16 protein-coding genes are annotated in these 25,602 nt (G+C 71.5%); 13 read left to right on the top strand and 3 right to left on the bottom strand.

Annotation, left to right across the window (positions count from 1 at the left end; all coding sequences use genetic code 11):
* Positions 1 to 9: 9 nt before the first annotated feature.
* The 3 genes from ACZ60E_RS27850 to ACZ60E_RS27840 all read left to right on the top strand — a co-directional run bounded on the left by ACZ60E_RS27850 (position 10) and on the right by ACZ60E_RS27840 (position 4,004).
* Positions 10 to 1,452 carry an NAD(P)/FAD-dependent oxidoreductase gene (locus ACZ60E_RS27850; protein ID WP_469443991.1) on the top strand — a complete coding sequence of 481 codons (1,443 nt, stop codon included), beginning with the start codon at positions 10 to 12 and terminating at the stop codon, positions 1,450 to 1,452.
* Between the two features lie 130 nt (positions 1,453 to 1,582).
* Positions 1,583 to 2,068 (top strand): hypothetical protein, encoded by a 486-nt coding sequence (locus tag ACZ60E_RS27845; RefSeq protein ID WP_384810929.1) that lies wholly within the window; start codon positions 1,583 to 1,585, stop codon positions 2,066 to 2,068.
* Positions 2,069 to 2,168: 100 nt separating this feature from the next.
* Positions 2,169 to 4,004 carry a chitinase gene (locus ACZ60E_RS27840; protein ID WP_469443989.1) on the top strand — a complete coding sequence of 612 codons (1,836 nt, stop codon included), beginning with the start codon at positions 2,169 to 2,171 and terminating at the stop codon, positions 4,002 to 4,004.
* Here ACZ60E_RS27840 and ACZ60E_RS27835 read toward each other — a convergent pair.
* Positions 3,992 to 4,675 (bottom strand): phosphatase PAP2 family protein, encoded by a 684-nt coding sequence (locus ACZ60E_RS27835; RefSeq protein ID WP_469443988.1) that lies wholly within the window; start codon positions 4,673 to 4,675, stop codon positions 3,992 to 3,994. The genes ACZ60E_RS27840 and ACZ60E_RS27835 overlap by 13 nt on opposite strands.
* Before the next feature lie 610 nt (positions 4,676 to 5,285).
* A complete protein-coding gene (gene gabT / locus ACZ60E_RS27830) occupies positions 5,286 to 6,620 on the bottom strand; it encodes a 4-aminobutyrate--2-oxoglutarate transaminase (protein WP_107021763.1) in 1,335 nt (444 codons plus the stop codon).
* A gap of 304 nt (positions 6,621 to 6,924) precedes the next feature.
* Here gabT and ACZ60E_RS27825 point away from each other — a divergent pair, with 304 nt between their 5' ends.
* The 4 genes from ACZ60E_RS27825 (at position 6,925) to rpmF (ending at position 13,188) form a co-directional block, all read left to right on the top strand.
* Positions 6,925 to 9,048 carry an ATP-binding protein gene (locus ACZ60E_RS27825; RefSeq protein ID WP_469443987.1) on the top strand — a complete coding sequence of 708 codons (2,124 nt, stop codon included), beginning with the start codon at positions 6,925 to 6,927 and terminating at the stop codon, positions 9,046 to 9,048.
* 220 nt (positions 9,049 to 9,268) lie between these two features.
* On the top strand, positions 9,269 to 10,996 hold the full coding sequence (locus ACZ60E_RS27820; protein WP_469443985.1) for a PucR family transcriptional regulator: 1,728 nt from the start codon (positions 9,269 to 9,271) through the stop codon (positions 10,994 to 10,996).
* Positions 10,997 to 11,514: 518 nt separating this feature from the next.
* Positions 11,515 to 12,960 (top strand): aldehyde dehydrogenase family protein, encoded by a 1,446-nt coding sequence (locus ACZ60E_RS27815; RefSeq protein ID WP_469443983.1) that lies wholly within the window; start codon positions 11,515 to 11,517, stop codon positions 12,958 to 12,960.
* Positions 12,961 to 13,017: 57 nt separating this feature from the next.
* Positions 13,018 to 13,188 carry a 50S ribosomal protein L32 gene (gene rpmF / locus ACZ60E_RS27810; protein WP_384810921.1) on the top strand — a complete coding sequence of 57 codons (171 nt, stop codon included), beginning with the start codon at positions 13,018 to 13,020 and terminating at the stop codon, positions 13,186 to 13,188.
* 107 nt (positions 13,189 to 13,295) lie between these two features.
* Here the strand turns inward: rpmF and ACZ60E_RS27805 are convergent, their stop codons facing one another.
* Positions 13,296 to 16,193, bottom strand: coding sequence for a glycoside hydrolase family 3 C-terminal domain-containing protein (locus ACZ60E_RS27805; RefSeq protein WP_469443980.1), 2,898 nt, complete (start codon positions 16,191 to 16,193; stop codon positions 13,296 to 13,298).
* Positions 16,194 to 16,651: 458 nt separating this feature from the next.
* Here ACZ60E_RS27805 and ACZ60E_RS27800 point away from each other — a divergent pair, with 458 nt between their 5' ends.
* The 6 genes from ACZ60E_RS27800 (at position 16,652) to ACZ60E_RS27775 (ending at position 25,598) form a co-directional block, all read left to right on the top strand.
* A complete protein-coding gene (locus ACZ60E_RS27800; RefSeq protein ID WP_469443979.1) occupies positions 16,652 to 18,334 on the top strand; it encodes an extracellular solute-binding protein in 1,683 nt (560 codons plus the stop codon).
* Between the two features lie 4 nt (positions 18,335 to 18,338).
* The gene (locus ACZ60E_RS27795; protein ID WP_469443978.1) at positions 18,339 to 19,463 is read left to right on the top strand and encodes an ABC transporter permease; all 1,125 of its coding nucleotides are present in this window, start codon (positions 18,339 to 18,341) and stop codon (positions 19,461 to 19,463) included.
* Positions 19,460 to 20,425 carry a carbohydrate ABC transporter permease gene (locus ACZ60E_RS27790; RefSeq protein ID WP_469443977.1) on the top strand — a complete coding sequence of 322 codons (966 nt, stop codon included), beginning with the start codon at positions 19,460 to 19,462 and terminating at the stop codon, positions 20,423 to 20,425. The genes ACZ60E_RS27795 and ACZ60E_RS27790 overlap by 4 nt, the downstream gene beginning before the upstream one ends.
* 153 nt (positions 20,426 to 20,578) lie before the next feature.
* Positions 20,579 to 22,582 (top strand): beta-galactosidase, encoded by a 2,004-nt coding sequence (locus ACZ60E_RS27785; RefSeq protein WP_469443976.1) that lies wholly within the window; start codon positions 20,579 to 20,581, stop codon positions 22,580 to 22,582.
* Positions 22,579 to 24,885 (top strand): glycosyl hydrolase family 95 catalytic domain-containing protein, encoded by a 2,307-nt coding sequence (locus ACZ60E_RS27780; protein WP_469443975.1) that lies wholly within the window; start codon positions 22,579 to 22,581, stop codon positions 24,883 to 24,885. Before ACZ60E_RS27785 ends, ACZ60E_RS27780 begins: the two co-directional genes overlap by 4 nt.
* Positions 24,861 to 25,598 (top strand): glycoside hydrolase family 12 protein, encoded by a 738-nt coding sequence (locus ACZ60E_RS27775; protein WP_469443973.1) that lies wholly within the window; start codon positions 24,861 to 24,863, stop codon positions 25,596 to 25,598. The genes ACZ60E_RS27780 and ACZ60E_RS27775 overlap by 25 nt, the downstream gene beginning before the upstream one ends.
* Positions 25,599 to 25,602 lie beyond the last annotated feature (4 nt).

Raw genomic sequence — 25,602 nt, 5'->3', positions numbered from 1 at the left:
GTTGAAATCATGGCCCCGAGCGCCATGAGCCGTAACAACGATCGGACCGACAAGAACTGGGCGAAGTCGCTCTCCGACGTCCAGCCGCTCTCGTACTGGCTGGACGACCCCGGAAAGCCCCGCCCCGAGCCCGCGCTCACCGCCGCCGAGACCTGCGACCTGCTCGTCGTCGGCGGTGGCTACAGCGGACTGTGGACCGCGCTCCTCGCCAAGGAACGCGACCCCGGGCGCGAGGTGGTCCTGCTGGAGGGCCGCGAGGTGGGCTGGGCCGCCTCGGGCCGCAACGGCGGATTCTGCGCCGCCTCCCTCACCCACGGCCTGTCCAACGGCCTGACCCGCTGGCCCGACGAGATCCACCGGCTGGAGGAGCTGGGCGCTCGCAACCTCGACGGCATCGAGGCGGCCGTGGCCCGCTACTCCCTCGACTGCGACTTCGAGCGCACCGGCGAGATCGACGTGGCGACCGAGCCGTACCAGGCGGCCGAACTGCGCGACTGGCACGAGGAGCTGAAGGAGCGGGGCCTCGCCGACGGCGTCGAGCACCTGGACGCCGACGCCGTACGGGAGCAGGTGAACTCACCGACCTTCCTCGGCGGCCTGCACGACCGCAGGGGCGTCGCCATGCTCCACCCCGCCAAACTCGCCTGGGGACTCAAACGCGCCTGCGTCGGGCTGGGGGTGCGCGTGTACGAGAACACGCCCGCGCTCACCCTGAAGGCGTACGGCGCGGGCATGGCCGTACGCACGCCGTACGGGAGCGTGCGCGCCCGCCGGGTCGCCCTGGGCACGAACATCTTCCCGAACCTGGTCAAGCGCGTGCGCCCGTACACCGTGCCGGTCTACGACTACGCGCTGATGACCGAGCCGCTGACCGCCGGGCAGCTCGACTCGATCGGCTGGAAGGGCCGCCAGGGGCTCGGGGACTCGGCGAACCAGTTCCACTACTTCCGGCTGTCCGCCGACAACCGGATCCTGTGGGGCGGCTACGACGCGGTGTACCCGTACGGCGGCCGGGTGCGCGCCGAGTACGACGACCGGCCGGACACGTACGCGAAGCTCGCCGGGCACTTCTTCACCTGCTTCCCGCAGCTGGAGGGCGTCCGCTTCACCCACGCCTGGGGCGGCGCGATCGACACGTGCTCCCGGTTCTCGGCCTTCTTCGGCACGGCGCACGGGGGCCGGGTCGCCTACGCGGCCGGCTACACGGGCCTCGGTGTCGGCGCGACCCGGTTCGGCGCGGACGTGATGCTCGACCTGCTGGCGGGGGAGCGCACGGAGCGTACGGCGCTGGAGATGGTCCGTAAGAAGCCGCTGCCCTTCCCGCCGGAACCGTTCGCGTGGACGGGCATCGCGCTCACCAAGTGGTCCCTCGCCCGCGCGGACGCGCACGGCGGCCGGCGCAATCTGTGGCTGCGGACGATGGACCGGGTGGGCCTCGGCTTCGACAGCTGAGCCGGTTCGCCGGCCGGGCGGCAGGGACGACTCCCGCAATTCGTTGCCGAAAGCCGCGTAATGCCAGGCCTGGACCTCCCTCTCTCCTGTGACGCGACCAGGCGTCGACACGAGAGAGGGAGGTTCCGCCATGACAGGGGCCAAGACGGCGGTCGAGTGGCTGGCATCCGTGGCACCGGATCCCGAGGCCTGCCGCTTCGAGTGGGAGCGCAACCCCGCGGGGGTCGCGCTGCTGCCGGCGGGCAGGGTCTGGGACGTGCTCATCCTGCCGGGCCGGCTCGGCTATCCGACGCTCGACGTGCTGTCCCGCGTGCTCGACCAGCCCGGTCCCGTGCTCGTCGACTTCGGTGACGCGCGCATGGGTTTCTTCGTCCCGCCGGGGACGGCCGCGCGCTGGCTGGGCACGGGGGTGCGTACGGCGGGGCGCGGTACGTGGATCGTCGTCCCGTATCCCGGGCGCTCGACCGGCGGGGTCCGCTGGCTGATCCCCCCGGACGGCTCCGGCACGCTCACCGACCCGGCGCTGCTGGAACTGGCCATGCACGAGGCGGCGGCGGGGCTGGCGACCGAGGACCGGGGAGGGTCCGGTGAGCGCGACGGGTTCGGTGAGGGGTGAGCGCGGTGACGGATAGCTGCCGGGGGTCTTGACAACATTATTGGTCTGGACCAAATTGAGCGCGCTCCACCCTCCATCTCCCCCACGCCAGGAGGCACTCGTGGATCGCGCCAGACCTGTCCGCGGACCTGTCCGCGGATCTGTTCACAGATCCGTCCTCGCCGTGTGCGCGGCCACCGTCCTGGCCGTACCCGGAATGACCGCGCTCTCGTCGGCCGCCCGTGCGGCCGACGCGGACCTGGCCCGCAACGGCGGGTTCGAAGCGGGCCTCGACGGCTGGTCCTGCACGGCGGGCACCACCGTGGGCTCGCCCGTCCGCAGCGGTGCCTCGGCGCTGCAGGCGACCCCGGCCGGCAGCGACAACGCGCAGTGCGCGCAGACCGTGACGGTCAAACCCGACTCCCAGTACACGCTCGCCGGACACGTCCGCGGCTCCTACGTCTACCTCGGCGCGAGCGGCACCGGCACCACCGACGTCTCCACATGGACCCAGTCCGCGCCGGACTGGCAGCGGCTCGCCACGACCTTCCGCACCGGCCCCACCACCACCCGGGTCACGATCTACACCCACGGCTGGTACGGCACCGGCGCCTACTACGCCGACGACATCTCCCTGGTCGGCCCCGGCGGCGACGCGGTGCAGCCCCCGGCCGCGCCCACCGCCCCCACGGTCGGCACGGTCACGTCCACCGGCGTCGGCCTGTCCTGGCCTGCGGTGCCGGGCGCGACGGGCTACGCGGTCTACCGCAACGGGACGAAGGTCCAGACGCCCACCGGGACGTCGACCACCGTCACCGGCCTCGCCCCCTCGACGGCGTACTCCTTCCAGGTCACCGCCGTGAACGCCGCCGGGGAGTCCGCGAAGTCCCCGGTCGTCACGGCGACCACCGCGGCGGGCCCGGGCGGCGGCGACCCCGCCGACCTGCCCGCCCACGCCCTGGTCGGCTACCTCCACGCGAGCTTCGCCAACGGTTCCGGCTACACGCGGATGGCCGACGTCCCGGACAGCTGGGACGTCATCGACCTGGCCTTCGGCGAACCGACCACGGTGACCTCGGGCGACATCCGCTTCGACCGCTGCCCGGCGGCCGAGTGCCCGGGGGTCGAGTCCGACGCCGAGTTCAAGGCGGCGATCAAGGCGAAGCAGGCCGCCGGCAAGAAGGTCCTCATCTCGATCGGCGGCCAGAACGGCCAGGTGCAGCTGACGACCACGGCGGCCCGCGACACGTTCGTCTCCTCGGTCTCGAAGATCATCGACACGTACGGGCTCGACGGCCTGGACATCGACTTCGAGGGCCACTCGCTCTCCCTGAACGCCGACGACACCGACTTCAAGAACCCCAGGACCCCGGTGATCGTGAACCTCGTCTCGGCGGTGAAGACCCTCAAGGCCAAGTACGGCGCCGACTTCGTCCTCACGATGGCCCCGGAGACGTTCTTCGTGCAGCTCGGCTACCAGTACTACGGAACGGGCAAGTGGGGCGGCCAGGACCCGCGCGCCGGCGCGTACCTCCCGGTCATCCACGCCCTGCGCGACGACCTGACGCTCCTGCACGTCCAGGACTACAACTCCGGGCCGATCATGGGCCTCGACAACCAGTACCACTCCATGGGCGGCGCCGACTTCCACATCGCCATGACCGACATGCTCCTCACCGGCTTCCCGGTGGCGGGCGACGCGGCCAACGTCTTCCCGCCGCTGCGCCCCGACCAGGTGGCCATCGGCATGCCGGCCACGACGAACGCGGGCAACGGCCACGTACCGTCGTCGGAGACCAACAAGGCCCTGGACTGCCTGACGAAGAAGACGAACTGCGGCTCGTACGCGACCCACGGCACCTGGCCCGCCCTGCGCGGCCTGATGACGTGGTCGATCAACTGGGACCGCTTCGGCGGCTGGGAGTTCTCGAAGAACTTCGACGGCTATTTCGGCTGAGCCGCTGTGCTGCTGCTGGTCAGGAACACCGAGAGTCCCAGCAGCAGCAGGGCGCTCAGGAACCAGCTCCCCATCACGTCCAGTGGCCAGTGGTAGCCGCGGCGGACCAGGCCGAAGCTCACGGCTGCCACCAGGACCAGGCAGGCGATGGTGAGTTCGCGGCGGAGGTAGCGGTTGCGGAGCCAGGGGAGCAGGAGGAGGACGGCGGCTCCGTAGGCGACGGCGGCCGTGGCGGTGTGGCCCGAGGGGTAGTAGCCGTCGCCCGCCATACCGGGCGGGCCGGTGCGGCCGACGGCCTCCTTCAGGGGGACGACCAGGAGCGGTACGGCGGCCATGGTGACCAGGGCCGCGAGCGGCGGCAGCCACCAGCGGGGGAGAGCCGCCCGCCGCGCCCGCCAGGCGACGTACGCGGCGACCGCGGCCAGGACCGGGACGGCGACCCCGATGTTGCCGAGATCCGCGAGGAACTCGGCGGCACCCGTCGGCAGGCGGCTTCCCTCGACCGTCCGCGCGAGCCGTTCGTCGGCGCGGCGCACTGGGCCGTCGACGCAGACCTGCCAGGTGAGGAGGGCGAGGAGCAGAAGGAGCAAGAGCGGGGCGAGGATCCGGGCACGGCGCCCCGCATCCGCTGAGCCGCCACGTCGACTGCCGCTCTCGGGGTCGCTGATCATGCGGTACAGCGTGCCAGCACCACGAGGCCCCGCCCCGTCAGGGGCGCGGCGAACTGCGCGCCCGCCCACGACGGGACCGAGGACGGCAAGACGGCGATCCCACCCCGGTCCCGCCCCGCCCCGTCAGGGGCGCGGGGAACTGCGCGGCCAGCCACAACGGACCCGCAGGCGACCAGGCACCCCCGGCGGACGCCGTCCCGTGGCGCCGGTCAGCCGGCCGGGCAGGGCCGCGGACAGCCCCCGGACGCGCCGAAAGGCTTGCACCAGGGGGGTAGGTGCAAGCCCTTCGGTGGTTCTGACCGGGTTGTCGCGCGCCCCGGGGGGTTTGGGGCGAGCGACTGTCCGATCGGTGAGGAGACCCGAAGCACAAGGCTCCGGTTGTGTGCGCGAAGGCACGACCAGGGCGAAGCTGGGGAGGCCCCGTCCTGATGTCGCCCACAGTCCCCTGTGGGCGGGGTGCATCTCTCATCTGCCTAGAACCTACGACAGCGGACGGGCGTCCGACAGGAGGATTCCCTTCCCGCCATGCACCTCGCACACCTTCTTCACACGCCCCGCTCCTGCGACAGGACGGACGGTCCCGGCAGCGGACCGATGAGACCTGGCCCGCTCAGATGCGGGCGAAAGCCTGCTCGATGATGTCCAGTCCCTCGGTCAGCAGGTCCTCACCGATGACCAGCGGCGGCAGGAAACGGAGCACGTTCCCGTAGGTGCCACAGGTCAGGACCAGCAGGCCCTCCTGGTGGCAGGCCTTGGCGAGCGCGGCGGTCGCCTCCGCGTTCGGCTCCTTCGTCGTACGGTCCTTGACCAGCTCGATCGCGATCATCGCGCCCCGCCCGCGGACGTCGCCGATGATGTCGAACTTCTCGGCCATCGCGCCCAGCCGGGCCTTCATGACGGCCTCGATGTTCTTCGCCTTCGCGTTGAGGTCCAGCTCCTTCATCGTCTCGATGGAGCCGAGCGCGCCGGCGCAGGCGACCGGGTTGCCGCCGTAGGTGCCGCCCAGGCCGCCCGCGTGCGCGGCGTCCATGATCTCGGCGCGGCCCGTCACGGCGGCGAGCGGCAGACCGCCCGCGATGCCCTTGGCGGTGGTGATCAGGTCCGGGACGATGCCCTCGTCCTCGCACGCGAACCACTGGCCGGTACGGCAGAACCCGGACTGGATCTCGTCGGCGACGAACACGATGCCGTTGTCGGTCGCGAACTTGCTCAGGGCCGGCAGGAAGCCCTTCGCGGGCTCGATGAAGCCGCCCTCGCCGAGCACCGGCTCGATGATGATCGCGGCCACGTTGTCCGGACCGACCTGCTTGGTGATCTCGTCGATGGCCTGCGCGGCGGCCTCGGCGCCCGCGTTGTCCGGCCCGGTCGGCCAGCGGTAGCCGTACGCCACCGGCACGCGGTAGACCTCGGGCGCGAACGGCCCGAAGCCGTGCTTGTACGGCATGTTCTTCGCGGTCAGCGCCATCGTGAGGTTGGTGCGCCCGTGGTAGCCGTGGTCGAAGACGACGACCGCCTGCCGCTTGGTGTAGGCGCGCGCGATCTTGACGGCGTTCTCGACGGCCTCGGCGCCGCTGTTGAACAGGGCGCTCTTCTTGGCGTGGTCCCCGGGCGTCAGCTCGGCGAGCGCCTCGGCGACGGCCACGTAACCCTCGTACGGCGTGACCATGAAACAGGTGTGGGTGAAGTCCTGGAGCTGGGCGGCGGCCCGGCGTACGACGGCCTCGGCGGAGGCGCCGACGGACGTCACGGCGATACCGGAACCGAAGTCGATCAGCCGGTTCCCGTCGACGTCCTCCAGGATGCCGCCGCCGGCACGCGCGGTGAAGACGGGCAGCACGGACCCCACACCGGCCGCGACCGCGGCGGTGCGGCGCGCCTGCAGCTCCTGCGACTTCGGGCCGGGAATGGCGGTGACGATGCGGCGCTCCTGCGGAACTGCGCTCATGAGGGGCTCCCTGGGGTCGTGCGAACGGCTGTCGGTGTACGGCGGTCTGCGAACGGATTCTCTCGAATGCCCGGCTTCCTTCCTCGCAGGCTAGGGCCGGGGCCGGGGAGTGGGCATGCTCCATCTGGGCGGTGTCGGAGAAGCCGCTTGTCCGTGTTGGACATGGCGCGGCCGGGGAACGTCCAAGGGGGCGGGGATGCGTCTCGTCGCACACCCGGCCGGGTAAGCGGTGAACTCCCCTTGTGAGGGCGTTAGATTGACTCGCAACCACGTACGGAGCGGCTGGTCAGGGGTGGCAGAGGCGATGGACAGCGACGGCACGCACGACGCACGGGGCACACACGCCGATCGTGTGCCGCGGCCGGCCGGACCGCCCCGGGTGCCGCCGCGGCCCGCGCAGGCCCCCGGCGGACCGCCGCGGCCGGACGGATCCGCGTTCCTCAACTGGCTGCGCACGCCCCGGCCCGAGGCAGCGCCGGGCGTCTGGCGCTTCGGGCACCGGCCCCGGCCGGAGGTGGAGCCGGAGCGGATTCCGGCCCGGCAGCTGCTCAGCGGCGCGTTCATCGCGTTCCTCGTCGGCTACCTCATCTGGTCGCTGCTGTGGAACGGCTACCTCGGCGGCTGGTGGCTGCTGCCGCTGTATGCGATGATCCCGGACTCCTGGGCGCAGCCGCACAGCTTCGGATCCGTCGTGGTCGTCTACGCCTACTACGTGGCCGTGGCGCTCGGCATCATGATCGGCGTCGGCCGGCTCGGCCGGTGGGGCGAGGTCTGGCGCCGGTACGGGCCCCCCGCCTGGCGCCGGGCCGCGCCCGTCGACACCCGGCCGCCCGTACCCGAGGAGGACCCCGCGCAGTGGAACGCCCTGCGCGCCGCCGGGGCCGCCGACGCCGCCGACCGGCTCGGCTCCGACGCGCGGGCGGGCCTGATGCGCGATGTCGACCACGCCCGGATCACCCGCGCCTGGCAGGGCGTGCGCAGCGGACGCCACAGCCTCGCCACCTTCACCGGCGCGGTGCTGCAGGAGGGCGCCGCCGCCTGTCTGCACCCCTCCGGCGACCGGGACCTGCCGGGCCGGCTCGCGCGGCACGACCTCGTCACGGGGCAGGTGCGCCTCGGCACGACCGCCGACGACGCACGCAATCCGTACGCCTATCGCGGCACCGGGATGGCGCTCGGGCCCGAGCTGCTGGGGACCTCGCTGCTCGCCGTCGGGCCCGCCGGGTCCGGGAAGACCGGCTGTGTCGTCTGGCCGCTCGTCGAGTCGCTGTGCCTGCACGCGCTCGCCGGGCGGGCCGCCGTGGTCGTTGTCGGGGCCGCCGGGGCGGGCCTCGGCCCGGTGGACGCGTACGACGTCGTGGTGCGGGTGGGCCACCCCGAGTCCGTGTACGACCTCGACCTGTACGGCGGCACCACCGACCCGGACGAGGCCGCGGCCGTGCTCGCCGAGGCGCTCGTCGGTGATCTCGCCGACCCGCACCCCAGCGGAGAGAGCCGGCGGTCCACCACCGTGCTCGCCCAGCTGCTCGGGCCGTACCGGGCCGTCCACGGACGTTTTCCCTCCGTGCCCGAACTGCGGCAGCTCCTCGACGGCGCGCCCGGCCCGCTCGGCGCGCTCCGTAAGGCGCTCACCGAGGGCGGCCAGGAGTCGCTGCTGCGGGAACTCGACGCACGGGAGCGGCAGTTGGGGCAGCCCGGCGATGTGGGCGGAGTGCTCGCGGACCGGGTGGCGCTGCTCGACCGGCCCGCCTTCGCCGGCTTCTTCGACACCTCCGGACAGACCCGGCCCTTCTCGCTGCGCGCGCTCGACCATCCCGTACGTGTACGGATCGACCTGCCCCAGCGCGGGCACGCGGACGCCTCACGGATCCTGTCGCGGCTCGTGCTCGCCCAGTTCGCGGCCAGTGTCGCGGTCCGCGAGGACCGGTCCCTGTTCGCCTGCCTTGTGCTCGACGACGCCACCGGGGTCGTCACCCCCGAGGCCGTACGGGGGATCCAGCGGCTGCGGTCCGCCAACGCCGGGGTCGTGATGACCCTGCGCACGCTCGACGACGCGCCCCGCCCGCTGCGCTCGCCGCTGCTCGGGGCGATCGGCTGCCGGGTGGCGCTGTCCGGGCTCACCCCGTGGGACGGGCAGGACTTCGCGGAGGTCTGGGGCAAGGAGTGGATCGAGGCGCGGGACGTCACCGACCGGCAGATCATCGCGGAGACACCGGCCGGGAAGGCCGTCCACATGCTGCGCCGGGTGATCACCGGGAACGCGCCGACGGCCCGGGCCGTGACCGTGCGCCAGGTCGAACGGGAACGGTGGTCGGCGTCCGAACTGGCGCACGCGGTGCCGCCGGGGCACGCGGTGCTCTCGCTCACCAGCGTGCGCGGGGAGCACGCGCCCCCGCTCCTGGTGGATCTGCGGAACTCGGGAGCCTGAGCGCGGAACTCGCGGGCTGAGCGGCGGTACGCAAGGGGAGTGTGGGGCTCCTGAGGGGTGTGCGCGGGCGCATCCGGCAGGACGTCTGGACATATGGTCACGGGTCGACCGTACGGTGAGGCAGAATCGGCATAGGTCGTTCATACATCGCGGCCAAAAGATCACCTCGTCATCACTTCGTCCATGACCGTCGAAGAACCCGTGAAGACCTGAAGGTCCCATGCCACCCACGCTCGCCTCGCTCGTCCACCACTCGGCGCTCAAGCTCACCGTGCGCGCGGGCAGGGAACGGCTGGACACCCCCGTGCGCTGGGTGCACGCCAGCGAACTCACCGACCCCGTGCCCTACATGGAGGGCGGGGAACTCCTCCTCATCACGGCGCTCAAGCTGGACGCCGAGGACGCCGACGCCATGCGCCGGTATGTGAAGCGGCTGGTCGGGGCCGGGGTGGCCGGGCTCGGCTTCGCCGTCGGCGTGCACTACGAGAAGATCCCCGAGGCGCTGGCCGACGCGGCGGCGGAAGAGGGCCTGCCGCTCCTGGAAGTGCCCCGGCGCACGCCCTTCCTCGCCATCAGCAAGGCCGTCTCCGCGGCCATCGCCGCCGACCAGTACCGGGCGGTGACCGCGGGGTTCGCCGCCCAGCGCGAACTGACCAGACAGGCGCTGAACGACGGGCCCGAAGGACTGCTGGCCGCACTCGCCTCCCAGGTCGACGGCTGGGCCGCGCTGTACGACGCCTCCGGTGCCGTCGTCGCCACCGCACCGGAATGGGCCGGCCGCAGGGCCGCCCGGATCATCGAGGACGTCGAGCGGCTGCGCGACCGGCCCGCGCCGGCCAGCTCCGTCGTCGGCGGGGAGCCCACGGACGGCACGGACGGCACGGGCGGCGAGGACCGGGTCGAACTGCACTCGCTGGGCACCGGGCGCCGCTCCCGTGGCGCGCTCGCCGTCGGGACCGCGTCCGCGCCGGGCACGGCCGAGCGGTATGCCGTGCACTCCGCGATCGCCCTGCTGACCCTCGTCACCGAACGGTCCCGCTCGCTGTACGCCGCCGAGCAGCGGATCGGGGCCGCGGTGCTGCGCATGCTGCTGGCCGGGCAGTCCGACCACGCCCGCGGGGTGGCCGGCGACCTGTACGGCGGGCTGCTCGACGCGCCCTACCGGATGATGCTCGCCGAGGCCGCGTCCGCGTCCGCCGGGCGGGCACGCGCCAGGGGCGGTGCCGACGCCGACTCCGGCCCTGACTCCGACGGGATCGACGCGGACGGTGTCGAGGCGGCCTCGGTCGTGCTCGCCGAGGCCGGGGGCGATCTGGTGGGCGGGTTCGTCGAGGTCGCGGAGGCCGCGGCGGCCCGGTCCGGGGAGGCCGTGCTGGTCGTGCCCGACGGGGAGCGGCGGCTCGTGGTGCTCGCCGCGGACGGGGGTGCGGTGGTCACCGCCTGTACGCGGTACGCGCACACCGTCGGTATCGCGCGGAGCGGTTCCGAGCAGGGGACCGACGAGGACGAACTGGTGGTGGGGGTGTCCGCGCCCGCCGGTCCGATCGCCGCCGGGGCCGCCTACAAGCAGGCCGAGCAGGCCCTGTCCGTCGCGCGACGGCGGGGGCGGGTGCTGGTCGAGCACGAAGACGTGGCTACGGGGTCCGTGGTGCCGTTGCTGGCGGACGACGCGGTGCGGGCGTTCGCGGACGGGCTGCTGCGGGCGCTGCACGAGCACGACGCGACCGGGCGGGGGGATCTGGTCGCCTCGCTGCGGGCGTGGTTGTCGCGGCACGGGCAGTGGGATGCGGCCGCGGCGGATCTGGGAGTGCATCGGCACACGTTGCGGTATCGGATGCGGCGGGTCGAGGAGATCCTCGGGCGGTCCCTGGACGATCCGGATGTGCGGATGGAGCTGTGGCTGGCGCTGAAGGCGACGGCGTCCGCGACTGCCGTGCCGGGGGAGTAGGCAGGCTTCGGCCGGGGCTGTTGGTGGCTGCGGGTGAGTGGGGGCTGAGGCCTTGCGCAGTTCCCCGCGCCCCTAAAGGCATGCGCCGTTCCCGGCGCCCAGCCCCCACGGACCCGCGGCCGACGATCCGCCCGAGCCCCCCCCAGGGGCGCGGGGAACGGCGCGCTCAACCCCCACCGGCCCGAGGTTGACGATCAAGCCGAGCCTCCCGACCCCCTAGGGGCGCGAGGAACGGCGCGCCCAGCCCCCACCGGCCCGCGGTCGACGATCCGCCCAAACCCCCCGACCCCCTAGGGGCGCGGGGAACGGCGCAATCTTTCAGCTGCGGCTGCGGCTGCGGCTGCGGGCCGGTGGGGGCGGTCGCGCCGTTCCCCGCGCCCCCAAAGGCAGCCCCCTTGACGAAGTGGAGCCATGCTTTCGGGGAGTGCTCCGTCGTGGACAAGTGGGTCCCGTCCGTGGGGGGCCTAGCGTGGGGACGTCCAGTAGTTGACCTACTTCTTGGAAGGGGCGGGGCCCTCATGACTTCCACCCATGCCTTCTGGCTTGCCGGGCGCCGGGTCACCGGTGAGGCCACCTTCGACGTCACCTCGCCCTGGGACGGGCGCCTCGTCGGCAAGGTCGGTGTGCCGAGTGACGCACAGGTCGAGGAGGCCGTCGCCGCCGCCCACGCCGTGCGCGACGAGTTCGCCGCCACCCCGGCCCACGTACGGGCCGCCGCCCTCGACCACGTGAGCAAGCGGCTCGTGGAGCGGACCGAGGAGATCGCCCGGCTCATCTCCGCCGAGAACGGCAAGCCGCTCAAGTGGGCCCGCGGCGAGGTCGGCCGGGCCGTGTCCGTGTTCCGGTTCGCGGCCGAGGAGGCCCGCCGGTTCAACGGCGGCGAGGCCCAGCGGCTGGACACCGACGCGGGCGGTCAGGGCCGGCTCGCCCTCACCCGGCGCTTCCCGAAGGGCGTCGTGCTCGGCATCGCCCCCTTCAACTTCCCGCTCAACCTGTGCGCCCACAAGATCGCCCCGGCGATCGCGGCGGGCGCGCCCATCATCCTGAAGCCCGCCCCCGCGACCCCGCTCAGCGGCCTGGTCATCGGCGAGCTGCTGGCCGAGACGGACCTGCCGGCCGGCTCCTGGTCCGTGCTGCCCGTGGCCAACGATAAGATGCCCGCGCTGGTCCAGGACGAGCGGCTGCCTGTCATCTCCTTCACCGGGTCCGACAAGGTCGGCTACGCGATCATGGACTCCGTACCGCGCAAGCACCTCACCCTGGAGCTGGGCGGCAACGGCGCGGCCGTCGTGCTCGCCGACTGGGCGAGCGACCAGGACCTGGACTGGGCCGCCACCCGTATCGCGACCTTCAGCAACTATCAGGGCGGCCAGTCCTGCATCTCCGTGCAGCGCGTCATCGCGGACGCGTCGGTGTACGACCGGCTGCTGCCCCGGATCGTCGCCGCGGTCGGGGCCCAGGTGACCGGCGACCCCTCCGACGACACGACCGACGTCGGTCCGCTGGTCAGCGAGGACGCGGCGAAGCGGGTCGAGTCGTGGGTCGACGAGGCCGTCGCGGCCGGGGCCGAGCTGCTCGCCGGCGGCAAGCGCGACGGTGCCTCGTACGCGCCGACGGTGCTGGCGGGCGTACCGGCCGACGTGACGATCTCCTGCGAGGAGGTCTTCGGGCCCGTCCTCACCGTGCAGAAGGTGGACGGGGAGGCCGCCGCCTTCGCCGCCGTCAATTCGTCCAAGTACGGGCTCCAGGCAGGGGTGTTCACCCATGACCTGCAGACCGCCTTCCGGGCCCACCGGGCGCTGGAGGTGGGCGGCGTGGTGATCGGCGACGTGCCCTCCTACCGTGCCGACCAGATGCCGTACGGCGGGGTCAAGGAGTCCGGTGTCGGGCGCGAGGGCGTGCGGTTCGCCATGGACGACTACACCTACGAGCGCGTCCTGGTCCTCACGGGGCTCGCTCTCTGAGACCGGACACCGGGACCCTATGGCTAGTGACAATCATTTTCATGTAGTGTGCCGGGCATGGCCGTCCCGAAGCGCAAGATGTCCCGTTCCAACACCCGGCACCGCAGGTCCCAGTGGAAGGCGGCGACGCCCGATCTCGTCCCCTTCCACGTCGACGGGCGCGAGTACGCCGTGCCCCGCCGCCTGATCCGCGCCTACGAGCGCGGGCTCATCCGGCCCGAAGCATGATCCGGCCCGAGGGGTGATCCTCCCCCTCACCCCCGGGCGAAGGGGCCCGGCACCGCTGCCTTCCGGTGCCGGGCCCCTCCCTTGTGCCGTCGGTTCCCTCCGGGCCCTCAGCCGGAGAAGCCGACGTGCGCGAGCCGCAGTGGGCCGCGCAGCTCGATGCGCAGGTCGTGGACCCCGGAAGCGGCGAACGGGCTGGTGACGGAGGTGTGGGCGTACGGGCCCGTGGTGGGCGCGATGTCCAGGTGGGTGATCGCCGGGCCGTCGTCCAGGGCCAGTTCGAGGGTTCCCTCGCCCGACACCTCGACCGTGACCGACCGGGCGTCCGGCCCGAAGTCGCAGGCCCGGTAGACCAGTTCGGTCGTGCGGCCGACGGCCCGGTCCGAGTCCGGGTCGGCAGGGGTCACCGCGTCGCCCGACCGTTTCGTGCGGTCGACGATCTCCGCGCCGCGCTGCTCGTCGAAGTCGGCCGCGCGCAGGCCGCGTTCGAGGACCGGGCGCGGGGTGGGCGGCGTACCGGCCGGGTCGATCGTGGCGCTCAGGCGGATGTCCTCGGCGGACGCGCCCGCGAGGAGTTCGTATCCGCCGGGTTCCAGCCGTCGGCGGCCGTGTGCGACGTCCCAGAACTCCAGTGCGGAGAGCGGGAGTTCGAAGGACAGTTCCGTGGTGGCGCCCGCGGGGAGGTGGACGCGGCGGTGGGCCAGCAGTTCACGGCGGGGGCGTGGCACGGAGGGTGACACGGGGCGGCCGTAGAGCTGGGCCACCTCGTCGGCCGCCGTGTCACCGGTGTTGGTGACCGTGAAGGTGACGCGAGCGGACTCCTCCCCGACCCGCGCCGCCAGGTCCGCGTACGCGAAGGACGCGTACGACAGGCCGTGGCCGAACGGGAAGAGCGGGGTGCCCTCGAAGTACAGATACGTCTGTCGGCCGTCGATCACGTCGTAGTCGAGGAGGTCGGGCAGGTCCGTGTCCGAGGCGTACCAGGTCTGGGGCAGCCGGCCCGCCGGGGAGGCGTCCCCCGCCAGCACGCGGGCGAGCGCGGTGCCGGCCGCCTGGCCGCCGTGGGCCGTCCAGAGGATGGCGGCCGGGCCCGTGGGGTCGATCGCGTAGGGGTACGAGGACGTGAGGATCAGCGCTGTGCGCGGGTTCGCGACCCGTGCCGCGTCCAGGAGCCGTCGCTGGTGGGCGGGGAGGGCGAGGGTGGTGCGGTCCTCCGTCTCGCGCCCGTTGATGTGCGGGTCGTTGCCCGCGACCACGAGGACGACGTCGGCGGAGGCCGCCGCGTGCGCCACCGCGTCCTCGCCGCGCTCGGTGATCTCCAGTTCCAGGACTGTCGGATTCTCGTCGGCAACCTTTACGCCGTCTGCGGTCACAGAGACGTAGCGACCCGTGCCGACGTGCCGGAGGAGGTGCCCGTTCCCGTGCCCGCCCTCTCGGGAGCCCCGGGGTTCCAGCCGGAACGTCTCCTGCACGACCCAGCCGCCCGGCTGGTCCGCCGAGGCGCGGACGAAACCGTCCTCGGCGACCGAGAGGTACCGGCCGTCGGGGGAGCGGAACGTGAGGACGCCCTCGCCCCAGTCGATCAGCGCCAGTTCGGTGCCCACGTCGTCGGTGGTGAGCGGCGGCAGATCGGTGCGGCCCGCGAGAAGGGCCGGGTCCAGCGCGCCCTCGGCCCCGCGGACCTCCTCACCCGCGTCGTCCGCCCGCGGCACGCTCAGGTACGTACCGTCGGCGGTCCTCAGGCGTACGCGGTCCACGCCCTCGGCGAAGTCCACCCGGTCGGCGCCGAAGCGGTCGTACAGGCCCTCCAGTGGTGTGGACCGGTGGATGAGGGTGCCGCTGTACCAGTCGAGCTTGCACTCGTCGGCGAGGAGGCCGACCACCGCGATGCGCGGGCCTTCCCCGGTCGGGGTGCCATCCGGGGTGGGGGTGAGGGGGAGCAGGCCGCCGTCGTTCTTGAGCAGGACGATCGCCTGTTCCGCCGCCTCCCGGGCGAGGGCCCGGTGCGCGGGGGTGTCGAAGTCCTTGGCGTCCGCGTACGGGTCCAGCAGCGGGTCGAACTCGCCCAGCCGGAAGCGGACCGACAGCTGACGGCGGACCGCGGCGTCGATGTCGGCCTCGCTCAACAGGCCCTGGTCCAGGGCCCCCTGGATGCGTTCGACGATCTTCGAGCCGTCCGTGCCGTGGTCCGTGAAGCTGTCGACGCCGGCGAGCAGCGCCGCGGCCGTCGCCTCCTCGTGCGTGTCGAAGTAATGCTCCGAGTCGACCAGGTTCGAGGGCGCGCCCGCGTCCGAGCAGACCAGCAGGTCCTGGTCCGTCCAGGTGCGCAACTGCTCCGCCAGGTAAGGCGACACATGGTTGGGGCGGCCGTTGACCAGGTTGTACGCGGGCATCACGCCGGCCACCGCGCCCGCCTCGACCGTCTCCCGGAAGGCCCGCAGATCGTACTCGTGCAGCACACGGGGGCGTACCGAACTCGACGCGGTGGCCCGGTCCGTCTCGTTGTTGTGCGCGAGCCAGTGCTTGAGGACCGGGGCCGTGCGCCAGTAGGCGGGATGGTCGCCGCGCAGACCGCGGGTGTACGCGGTGGCGATCGCCGAGGTCAGCTTCGGGTCCTCCGAGTAGCCCTCCTCGTTGCGGCCCCACAGCGGGTGGCGCAGCAGATTCACCGTGGGCGCCCAGACGTTGAGGCCGACGCGGTCGTCGCGCGAGCGCATCGCGCGGGTCTCGGTGGAGACCGCCTCGCCGACCCGGCGCACCAGGTCCTCGCTCCAGGTCGCGCCCAGGCCGACCGCCTGCGGGAACACGGTCGCGGGGCCCATCCAGGCGACCCCGTGCAGGGCCTCCTGGCCGGTGCGGAACGCGGCGATGCCCAGGCGCTCGACCGCGGGCCCGAACTGGTGCAGCATCGCCACCCGTTCGTCGAGGGTGAGCCGCGACAGAAGATCGTCGATGCGCTTCGCGAACGGCAGCTGCGAGTCGCGGAAAGGCGGCGTTTGTGCAGTCACGCGAGGATCCCTTTGCGGAAGACGGGGAAGGCCGGTGGCGAGCTTTCGAAGCGCTTCGATGCTGATTCGACGAGTGGTCGGGTGTCAAGACACCCAGACGCAACAACTCCGAATCCCCACCGCCGTCCTTCGTCACCCCAAGGGGCAAAAGCGACCGGTACAGACCTCTCCCTCCCTGGCACACCTCCGAGGAATGTTTGAATCGGCTCTTGTGCACCCCCAGGTGTTCACTTAACCTCGCAGCAACATCGAAGCGCTTCGACTATCGAAGGTGCTGCTCCTGGGTGCGCAGACCTCCGAGGTTCGCTTCCGCTCAGCTCGGCCGGTGCGACTTCGGTTCAGCCTCCGCAACCTCAGCTCAGCCACCGCAACTCCAGCTCAGCCAGTTCCGCTCAAGACACCGCAGCCGAAGGCCACTTGGCCAGGTGTCCTGCTGTGCGCCACGAAGGGTTGACGCAATGACGCCGAACACCTCCGCCCCCGGTCCCGGCCGGAGAAGCTTCCTCGCCTCCACGGCGGTCGCCACCGTCGCGGTGGCCGGCGGGATGCCGCTGCTGGCCGCCTGCGGTGGCTCCGACGGCGGCAAGAAGGAGGGCACGACCTCGGGCAAGGACGCCAAGAAGATCCTTCCCGCCTTCGTGGCGCAGAACGTGGTGACGCCGGACATCGCGTCGAAGAACGGGTCCTCCCTCGGCTTCACCAGCAAGCTCGTCACGGCCGACCTGAAGGCCTCGGTGTCGGGCAAGCTCGGCAAGGGCAGCACCATCAAGATCATGTCGCCGTTCTGGGGCTCGCCGCCGAAGGGCGACAACCCCTATTACCAGGCGATGAACGAGAAGATCGGCGCGAACGTCGTCTGGCAGAACCAGGACGGCAACACGTACGACGAGAAGCTGGGCGCGGTCCTCGCCTCCAGCGACATGCCGGACGTCGTGGTGATCCCCGGCTGGAACATGGGCGGCAAGATACCCAGCGCCATCATCAGCAAGATGGCCGACCTCGGCCCGTACCTCTCCGGCGACAAGGTCAAGGACTATCCGAACCTCGCCGCCGTCCCGACCGACGCCTGGCAGCGCTCCATCTTCGGCGGCAAGCTGCGCGGCCTGCCGATGCCCAGTTCGTACGTCGCCAACATCGTGCCGTACTACCGCAAGGACATCTTCGACAAGAAGGGCTACGAACTCCCCACCTCGGCGGCCGAGTTCCTGGCCCTGGCCAAGGAGATCACCAGCGCCAGGGCGAAGGTGTGGGCCTGCGACGACATGAAGTGGACGGCGTTCAACAGCTTCGGTGTGCTGTCCGGGAGCGAGAAGCCGCTCGGCTGGAACCTCGTCGACGGCAAGCTGGTCTACCGCGTCGAGACCGACGAATACCTCGAAGCGCTGGAGTGGACGCGCAAGCTGTACTCCGCGGGAGTCGTCCACCCGGACGCCAAGGCGCAGAACCAGGGCGACTCCAGTCTGCGCTTCACCGCAGGCGAAGTCCTCATCTACAACAACGACATCTCGCACTGGTGGGCCAAGACCACCGAACAGGCCGCGCAGAACAAGGACTTCCGTATCGACGGCATGGACATCTTCGGCCATGACGGCGGGGACCCCACGCTGTGGGCCGGGGCGCCCGCGAGCATCTTCGCCTTCGTCAACAAGAAGGCGTCCAAGGCCGTGATCCGGGACGTGCTGGCCGCGGCGAACGTCACCGCCGCCCCGTACGGCACCGAGGAGTACATGCTCACCAACTACGGGGTCGAGGGCACGCACTACACGGTCAAGGACGGTACGCCCACCAAGAACGACAAGGGCAACCAGGAGGTCCTGAACGCCTTCGTCATGCTGGCGAGCCCCGCCTCGACGATCGCGCACCCCGACCTGCCGGAGATCGCGAAGGCGCAGGTCGAGTGGCAGCAGCGGATGGGCGCCTTCACCAAGAAGTCCCCCTTCTACGGCCTCCAGATCATCGAACCGGCCCGCTGGACGAACCTCTCCAACGACTTCGAGCAGTTGGAGGACGACATCGTCCGCGGCCGCAAGAAGATCAGCGACATGCAGCAGGCAGTGTCGGACTGGAAGAGCCAGGGCGGCGACAAGCTGCGGGACTGGTACGGGAAGCTGCTGGACGACAGCGGATCCGCGCAGGGGTGACCCGGTGGCACACAGCACCGCTCCACGGGACACCACTCCGGCCGACACCTCTACAGCCGACGCCGCTCCACGTGACGCCGCTCCACGTGACACCGCTTCACGTGACACCACTACGCGCGGCGGCACTCCGGTGGCCGCCGCGTCCCCCGCCCCGGGGGTCACCAGGGCCGAGAAGAGGGTCCTGCGCAGGGCCCTCGACGGCGGCGGCACCTTCAGGGTCCGCTTCAGACGGGACCGCACCCTGGTCCTGATGACCCTGCCGGCCGTCCTGCTGGTCCTGGTCTTCAACTACATACCGATCCTGGGCAACGTCGTCGCCTTCCAGGAGTACGACCCCTACATCAGCGACAACGGCTTCATCGCCGTCTTCCACAGCCCGTGGGTCGGCTTCGAGCAGTTCTCCCGGCTGTTCGAGGACTCGGCGTTCTGGGACGCCGTCCAGAACACCCTCGTCCTGTTCGGGCTGCAACTGGTGCTCTTCTTCCCGGTCCCGATCCTGCTCGCGCTGCTCATCAACAGCGTGATCAGGCCCCGGGTACGGGCGGTCTCGCAGGCGATCCTCTATCTGCCGCACTTCTTCTCCTGGGTGCTGGTCATCACCGTCTTCCAGCAGATCTTCGGCGGCGCGGGCATCATCGCGCAGACCCTGCGCCGGCACGGCTACGAGGGCTTCGACCTCATGACCGACCCGGGGGTCTTCAAGTTCCTGGTGACGGCGGAGGGCGTGTGGAAGGACGCCGGCTGGGGCGTCATCGTCTTCCTCGCCGCGCTGGCCTCCGTCAGCCCCGATCTGTACGAGGCCTCCGCGATGGACGGGGCCGGCCGGTGGCGCCGCATGTGGCACGTCACGCTGCCCGCGCTGCGTCCGGTGATCGCCCTGCTCCTGGTGCTGCGCGTCGGTGACGCGCTCACCGTCGGCTTCGAGCAGATCCTGCTGCAGCGGGACGCGGTGGGACCGGGCGCGGCGGAGGTCCTCGACACCTATGTGTGGTGGAACGGCGTCCGCAACCAGGACTTCAGTTACGCGGCGGCGGCCGGCCTGATCAAGGGTGTGGTCAGTCTCGGACTCGTCCTCGCCGCGAACAAGGTCGCCCATCTCATGGGCGAGCAGGGGGTGTACAAGAAATGAGTGCCGTGACCGAGAGTGCCGTCACCGAGGAACGGCCGGAGGGCGCGGGACCGAAGGCGCCCGGCCGCTGGGCGGCCCCGCCGAGGCCCGTCTGGGAGGAGGAGCCGCGCCGGGCCGGACTCGCGGGCAAGGGCATCGCCCTGACCTTCGCCTGCCTGGCCGTCCTGTTCCCGCTGTGGATCGTCGTCGTCACCAGCCTGTCCACGAAGCAGACCATCAGCGAGGCCGGCGGGCTGGTGCTGGTGCCCAGGGACCTCACCTTCATCGCCTACCAGGAGCTGCTGAGCGGTGGCCAGGTCACCCGCGCCACCGTCGTCAGCCTGGGCGTCACCGCCGTCGGCACGCTGTTCTCGATGACGGTGTCGGTCCTCTGCGCGTACGGGCTCTCGCGCATCGGGTCGCTCGGGCACCGCTGGTTCCTGATGACCCTGCTCGCGACGATGTTCTTCGGCGCCGGGCTCATCCCCACGTATCTGCTGGTGCAGTCGCTGGGGCTGACCGACACGTATCTCGCGCTGATCCTGCCGAGCGCGATCAGTGTCTTCAACATCCTGGTGCTGCGCGCGTTCTTCATGGGCATCTCGCCGGAACTCACCGACAGCGCGCGGATCGACGGGGCGGGGGACTGGCGGATCCTCTGGCAGATCGTGCTCCCGCTCTCCCGGGCCGTCATCGCGGTGATCACGCTGTTCTACGCCGTCGGGTACTGGAGTGCGTGGTTCAACGCGTCGATCTATCTGAGCGATCAGGACATGATGCCGCTGCAGAACGTGATGATCCAGCTCGTGCAGAAGCAGGAACCTCCGGTGGGGTTGGGGCAGGCGATCCGGGCTGGACAGTTGTCCGCGCTTGCTGTGCAGATGGCTGTGATGGTGCTGGCGTTGTTGCCGGTTGCGTTCCTGTCTCCCTTCGTCCAGAAGCACTTCAAGAAGGGGATGTTGACCGGCGCGGTCAAAGGCTGACCTCGCGCCTTTGGCGCCGGTCAGCCCGCTCTTGCAGGTGACTTCCGGTTGCTTGTCGGGTGCGGGCCGGATGTGGCTGAGCGCGCAGTTCCCCGCGCCCCTTCGGGGCGCCCCCCTCGGGGGCTTGTCCCTCTCTGCCGAACGAGGTGTGTCATGTGCGCGACCAGTCCCCGCAGGCGAGTCGGGCTCGCCGATTCCGTCCGTGGTCGCGTTCTCTTCGGTGGGGACTACAACCCCGAGCAGTGGCCCGAGGAGGTCTGGCGCGAGGACGTGCGCCTCATGCGGGAAGCGGGGGTCAATTCCGTCACGCTCGGTGTCTTCTCCTGGGCGAAGATCGAACCGAGCCCAGGGGCACGGGAGTTCGGCTGGCTGGACCGGCTCATGGACCTCGTGCACGAACACGGCATCGGGGTCGTCCTCGCCACCCCGACCTCCTCGCCCCCGCCCTGGCTCGGCCGGCTCCACCCGGACACCCTGCCCCGTGACGCGGACGGCCGCACCGAGTGGTGGGGTGGCCGCCAGCACTTCTCGCACTCCAGCGCCACCTACCGCCGTCACGCCGCCGCGATCACCGAGGACCTGGCCGCCCGCTACGGCAGCCACCCCGCGCTCACCATGTGGCACATCAACAACGAGTACTGCACCTACGACTGGGGCGACGAGGCGGCCGGCACGTTCCGCCACTGGCTCAGGGACAGGTACGGCACGCTCGACGCGCTCAACACGGCCTGGGGAACGGCCTTCTGGAGCCAGGGATACGGCGACTGGGAGGAGGTCCTGCCGCCGCGCCGCGCCCACTACCTGAACAACCCCACCCAGGTGCTCGACTTCAAGCGCTACACGTCCGACATGCTCCTGGAGTGTTACGTCGCCGAGCGCGACATCGTCCACCGGTACTCCCCGGACCTCCCGGTGACCACCAACTTCATGCCGATGTGGGCGGGGCAGGACGCCTGGCGGTGGACCGGGGAGGAGGACGTCGTCTCCGTCGACCTCTATCCGGATCCGCGCGACCCCTTCGGCGCACAGGAGGGCGCGCTCGTCCAGGACATGACGCGTTCCCAGGCGCGCGGGCCGTGGATGCTGATGGAGCAGGCGGCGGGGTCGGTGAACTGGCGGGGCGTGAACCGTCCCAAGCCGCGCGGCCTCAACCGGCTCTGGTCCCTCCAGGCGGTCGCCCGGGGCGCCGACGCCGTCTGCTACTTCCAGTGGCGGCAGTCCCGCCAGGGCGCGGAGAAGTTCCACTCGGGCATGGTCGGCCACGCGGGGGAGCAGGGCCGCACCTATCAGGAGGTCAAGCGGCTCGGCGCCGAGCTGCAGCGGATCGGCGCTCAGGTGACGGGCCGCCACTCGGCCTCCCAGGTCGCGATCCTCCACGAGTGGAACGCCTGGTGGGCGGGGGAGCAGGACGGGCGGCTCTCCCGCGAGGTCGAGTACCAGCAGGTCGTACGGGCCTGGCACCGCGCCCTGTGGGAGGCCCACATCACCACGGACTTCGCCCACCCCCAGCACGACCTGTCCGCGTACCGCCTCGTCGTCGTGCCGCAGCTCTACCTCCTCACCGACCAGGCGATCGACAACCTCGTCGCGTACGTACGCGGAGGCGGCACCCTCGTCTGCGGTTTCCTGACCGGGATCGCGGACGAGGACGACCGGGTGCGGACCGGCGGGATGGACGAGCGGCTGCGGGAGCTGTTCGGCATCCGCACCCTGCACGAGTGGTGGCCGCTCGACGCCGGCGAGTACGCAGAGTGCGACGGCTTCCGGGGCACGCTGTGGTCCGAGGAGATCGAGGCCGGGACCGAGGAGGCCGAGGACGTCGTCGCGCACTCCCGCTACAAGGGCGGCGAACTCGACGGACTGCCCGCCGTGCTGCGCAGGGGCCGCGCCTGGTACGTCTCCACGCTGCCCGAACCCGCCGCACTGCGCGAGCTGTTGGAGGGCGTGGCCGCCGGTGCGGGGGTACGGCCGGTGCTCGAAGGGCTGCCCGCCCAGGTCGAGGCCGTACGCCGGGGCGACCTGCTCTTCGTCCTCAACCACGGGCGGGACCCGGTCACGGTGGAGGTGCCGGGGGAGTACCGGGACCTGCTCGGTGAGCGACGGGCCACGGGCTCCCTCGAACTGGGCCGGTACGGAGTGGCGGTGCTGGCCCCATGACCGCCGGTACGCAGGACCCGTCGTCCCCCTCGCCGCACGGCACCTGGGAGCCGGCCCCGGCCGGCCGCTGGGAAGACGCCTTCCTGAGCGGCAACGGCCGCCACGGCACCCTTGTGTTCGGTGATCCGAACGACGACCGGGTGATCGTCACCCATCACACACTCGTCCGGCCCAACGGCGGCGAGCACGCCCGTCCTCCGGAACTGGCGGCCGAACTGCCCGCACTCCAGGACCGGTTGCTCGCGGGAGACCTCACGGCGGCCGAGGAGTTCACGGACGGGCGCCCTCTCCAGTGGGTGCAGCCCTTCCACCCCGCCTTCCAGGTGCGGCTGCGACGGCCGCCGTGCGACGGGGAGCGCGACTACCGTCGTACGGTCGACTTCACCACGGGCGTCGCCGCATCGTCCTGTGCGGGCTGGCGCAGCCGCGTCTTCGTCTCCCGCGCCGACGACGTGATCGTCCAGTACGTGACCTCCCCCGGCGCCGCCCTGGACATCACGCTGGACCACCGGCTCCCCGGCGCCCCCGACGGCCTGGGCGTCAGCGACGGAGCGGTCCTCACCCCCGAGGGCGCCGTGCTCACCCTGAGCGCCCGCTATCCCGGCAGCGACCTCGCGTACACCGGTGTGACACTGGCCGTCGTCACCGGCGGCCGTACGACGCTGACGGCGCCCGGTATGCGCGTGGCGGGCGCCGGGTCGGTCCTGCTCCTGACCCGCGTGGAGCGGCACACCGGAGAGCTGGACACGGTGGCGCGGACCCAGGAGCTGCGCGCGCTGCTGCCGCACGGCGGCGAACCGTACGACGGCCTCCTGAAGCGTCATCTGCGCCTCCACCGCACCGCGTACTCCCGCGTCGCACTCACCCTCGAAGCCGACGACAGCGAACGCGCCCTCCCCGGCTCCGAGTTGCTCAAGCGGCCAGGGAGCCCCGCCCTCCTCGAACGGCTCTTCGCGGCCGGCCGCCACCACCTGCTGTCCGCGAGCGGGATGCTCCCACCGAGGCTCACCGGGCTGTGGACCGGCGACTGGGACACGGCCTGGTCCGGCGCCTTCACCACGGACGCCAACCTCAATCTGCAGACCGCCTCGGCCGTCGCGGGCGCCCTGCCCGAGGTCGTCGAAGCCCATGCCGCCCTCGTCCACGGGCAGGTGCCGCACTGGCGGGACAATGCCCGAGCCGTCTTCGGCGCCCGAGGCGTGGTCGCCCCGCCCCACACGGACGGCGAGTCCGGGCACACGTACCACTTCAGCCGTGAGTACCCCCTGCACCTGTGGACGGCGGGTGCCGACTGGCTGCTCAAGCCCCTCGTCGACCACGACGAGGCCCGTGGGGAGCGGGACCCGCGACTGGCGGCCGTCCTCGCCGAAGTCGCCCTGTTCTACGAGGACTTCCTCACCCGCACCGACGAGCACGGGCAGCTCGTCGTCGTCCCCTCCTACTCGCCCGAGAACCGCCCGGCGAACCCGGACGCGAGCTGGGGTGCGCTCAACGCCGCCATGGACCTCTCCGCGGCCCGGCACGCCCTGCGCACGGCAGCCGCGTACCACCCGGGCCCCGACGCCGACCGTTGGCGGGCCCTCGCCGAGCGGCTGCCCCCGCATCGCGTCAACGACGACGGGGCCCTCGCCGAATGGGCGTGGCCCGGCCTCGACGACACGTACGACCACCGGCACCTCAGCCATCTGTACGGTGTCTGGCCGCTCGACGAGATAAATCCCTACGACACCCCGGAGCTCGCGGCGGCAGCGTACCGCGCGCTCGCACTGCGGGGCGCCGAGAACGACTCCGCGCACGGCCATCTGCACCACGCCCTCGTCGCGGCCCGGCTGCGGGACGGCGAGCGGGTCGCGCACGCGCTCGGCCAGGTGCTGGCGGGCGACTTCTTCCACGCCTCCCTCATGAGCGCGCACTACCCGCACCGGGACGTCTACAACGCGGACGCCGCCCACACCCTGCCCGCCCTGGTCGTCGAGTCGCTGATCCAGTCGACCCCCGACCGGCTGGTCCTCCTGCCCGCACTGCCCGCCGCCTTCCCGGCGGGCGGACTCCGCGGCGTACGGACGCGGTTCGGTGCCGTGATCGACCTCGACTGGGGTCCGCGGGAGGTCCGGGCGGTGGTCCGGCCCACCCGCACCCACTCCGTCGACCTGAGAACCCCCTCCGGCGCGCGCCGGCTCTCCCTGCGCGCCGGGGAGGACCGCGTCCTCACCCTGGGGCCGCGGCAGACGTACAGCGAGTCCATCCCCCACATCCCCCCACCCATGGAAGGGACACCATGGCAACACGCACGCCGAACATGAGGACGAGCAGGACCAGGAGCAGGGTCGTCAAGGCGCTGCTGGCGCCCGCGCTCGCTCTCGGAGTGACCGTCGGGCTCGCCTCCGCCCCCGCCTCCGCCGCGATCTGGAACTCCTGCGACCAGTGGGGCAACACCAGCCTCAACGGCTACACGCTCTACAACAACATCTGGGGCTCCGGCGCGGGCAGCCAGTGCATCTGGGCCAACTCCGGCACCAACTGGGGAGTCTGGGCCAACCACCCCAACACCGGCGGCATCAAGGCGTACCCCAACTCCAAGAAGGTGATCAACAAGACGATCACCTCGCTCGGCTCGCTCTCCAGCAGCTACAACGTCACGGTCCCGTCGGCCGGCGCGTACAACAGCTCGTACGACATCTGGGACACCGACTACGACTACGAGATCATGCTCTGGGTCAACTACAACGGGGCCGTCGGTCCGCTCGGCACCTCGCAGGGCAATGTCACCCTCGGCGGTCACACCTGGTCCGTCTACAAGGGCAGCAACGGCGCCAACGAGGTCTTCTCGTTCCTGCGCACCTCGGACTCGAACTCGGGCAGCGTCAGCATCCTGCCGATCCTCAAGTGGATCAAGGACACCAAGGGCTGGATGGGCAACGAGACCATCGGTGACGTCCAGTTCGGCTTCGAGGTCACGTCCTCGTCCGGCGGCCTGGACTTCGTCACCAACAACCTGACGGTCAGCAGCAGCTGACCGT

The sequence above is a fragment of the Streptomyces sp. NPDC102514 genome (genome assembly GCF_055584525.1).
This window is presented reverse-complemented; position numbering and strand designations above follow the sequence as displayed.

What these genes read in the sequence shown, in the direction of transcription:
- ACZ60E_RS27775 (WP_469443973.1), top strand. Translation starts at nt 24,861, where the DNA reads ATGGCAACACGCACGCCGAACATGAGGACGAGCAGGACCAGGAGCAGG.
- ACZ60E_RS27835 (WP_469443988.1), bottom strand. Translation starts at nt 4,675, where the DNA reads ATGATCAGCGACCCCGAGAGCGGCAGTCGACGTGGCGGCTCAGCGGAT.
- ACZ60E_RS27780 (WP_469443975.1), top strand. Translation starts at nt 22,579, where the DNA reads ATGACCGCCGGTACGCAGGACCCGTCGTCCCCCTCGCCGCACGGCACC.
- rpmF (WP_384810921.1), top strand. Translation starts at nt 13,018, where the DNA reads ATGGCCGTCCCGAAGCGCAAGATGTCCCGTTCCAACACCCGGCACCGC.
- ACZ60E_RS27820 (WP_469443985.1), top strand. Translation starts at nt 9,269, where the DNA reads ATGCCACCCACGCTCGCCTCGCTCGTCCACCACTCGGCGCTCAAGCTC.
- ACZ60E_RS27800 (WP_469443979.1), top strand. Translation starts at nt 16,652, where the DNA reads ATGACGCCGAACACCTCCGCCCCCGGTCCCGGCCGGAGAAGCTTCCTC.
- ACZ60E_RS27790 (WP_469443977.1), top strand. Translation starts at nt 19,460, where the DNA reads ATGAGTGCCGTGACCGAGAGTGCCGTCACCGAGGAACGGCCGGAGGGC.
- ACZ60E_RS27850 (WP_469443991.1), top strand. Translation starts at nt 10, where the DNA reads ATGGCCCCGAGCGCCATGAGCCGTAACAACGATCGGACCGACAAGAAC.
- ACZ60E_RS27845 (WP_384810929.1), top strand. Translation starts at nt 1,583, where the DNA reads ATGACAGGGGCCAAGACGGCGGTCGAGTGGCTGGCATCCGTGGCACCG.
- ACZ60E_RS27815 (WP_469443983.1), top strand. Translation starts at nt 11,515, where the DNA reads ATGACTTCCACCCATGCCTTCTGGCTTGCCGGGCGCCGGGTCACCGGT.
- ACZ60E_RS27825 (WP_469443987.1), top strand. Translation starts at nt 6,925, where the DNA reads ATGGACAGCGACGGCACGCACGACGCACGGGGCACACACGCCGATCGT.
- gabT (WP_107021763.1), bottom strand. Translation starts at nt 6,620, where the DNA reads ATGAGCGCAGTTCCGCAGGAGCGCCGCATCGTCACCGCCATTCCCGGC.
- ACZ60E_RS27785 (WP_469443976.1), top strand. Translation starts at nt 20,579, where the DNA reads ATGTGCGCGACCAGTCCCCGCAGGCGAGTCGGGCTCGCCGATTCCGTC.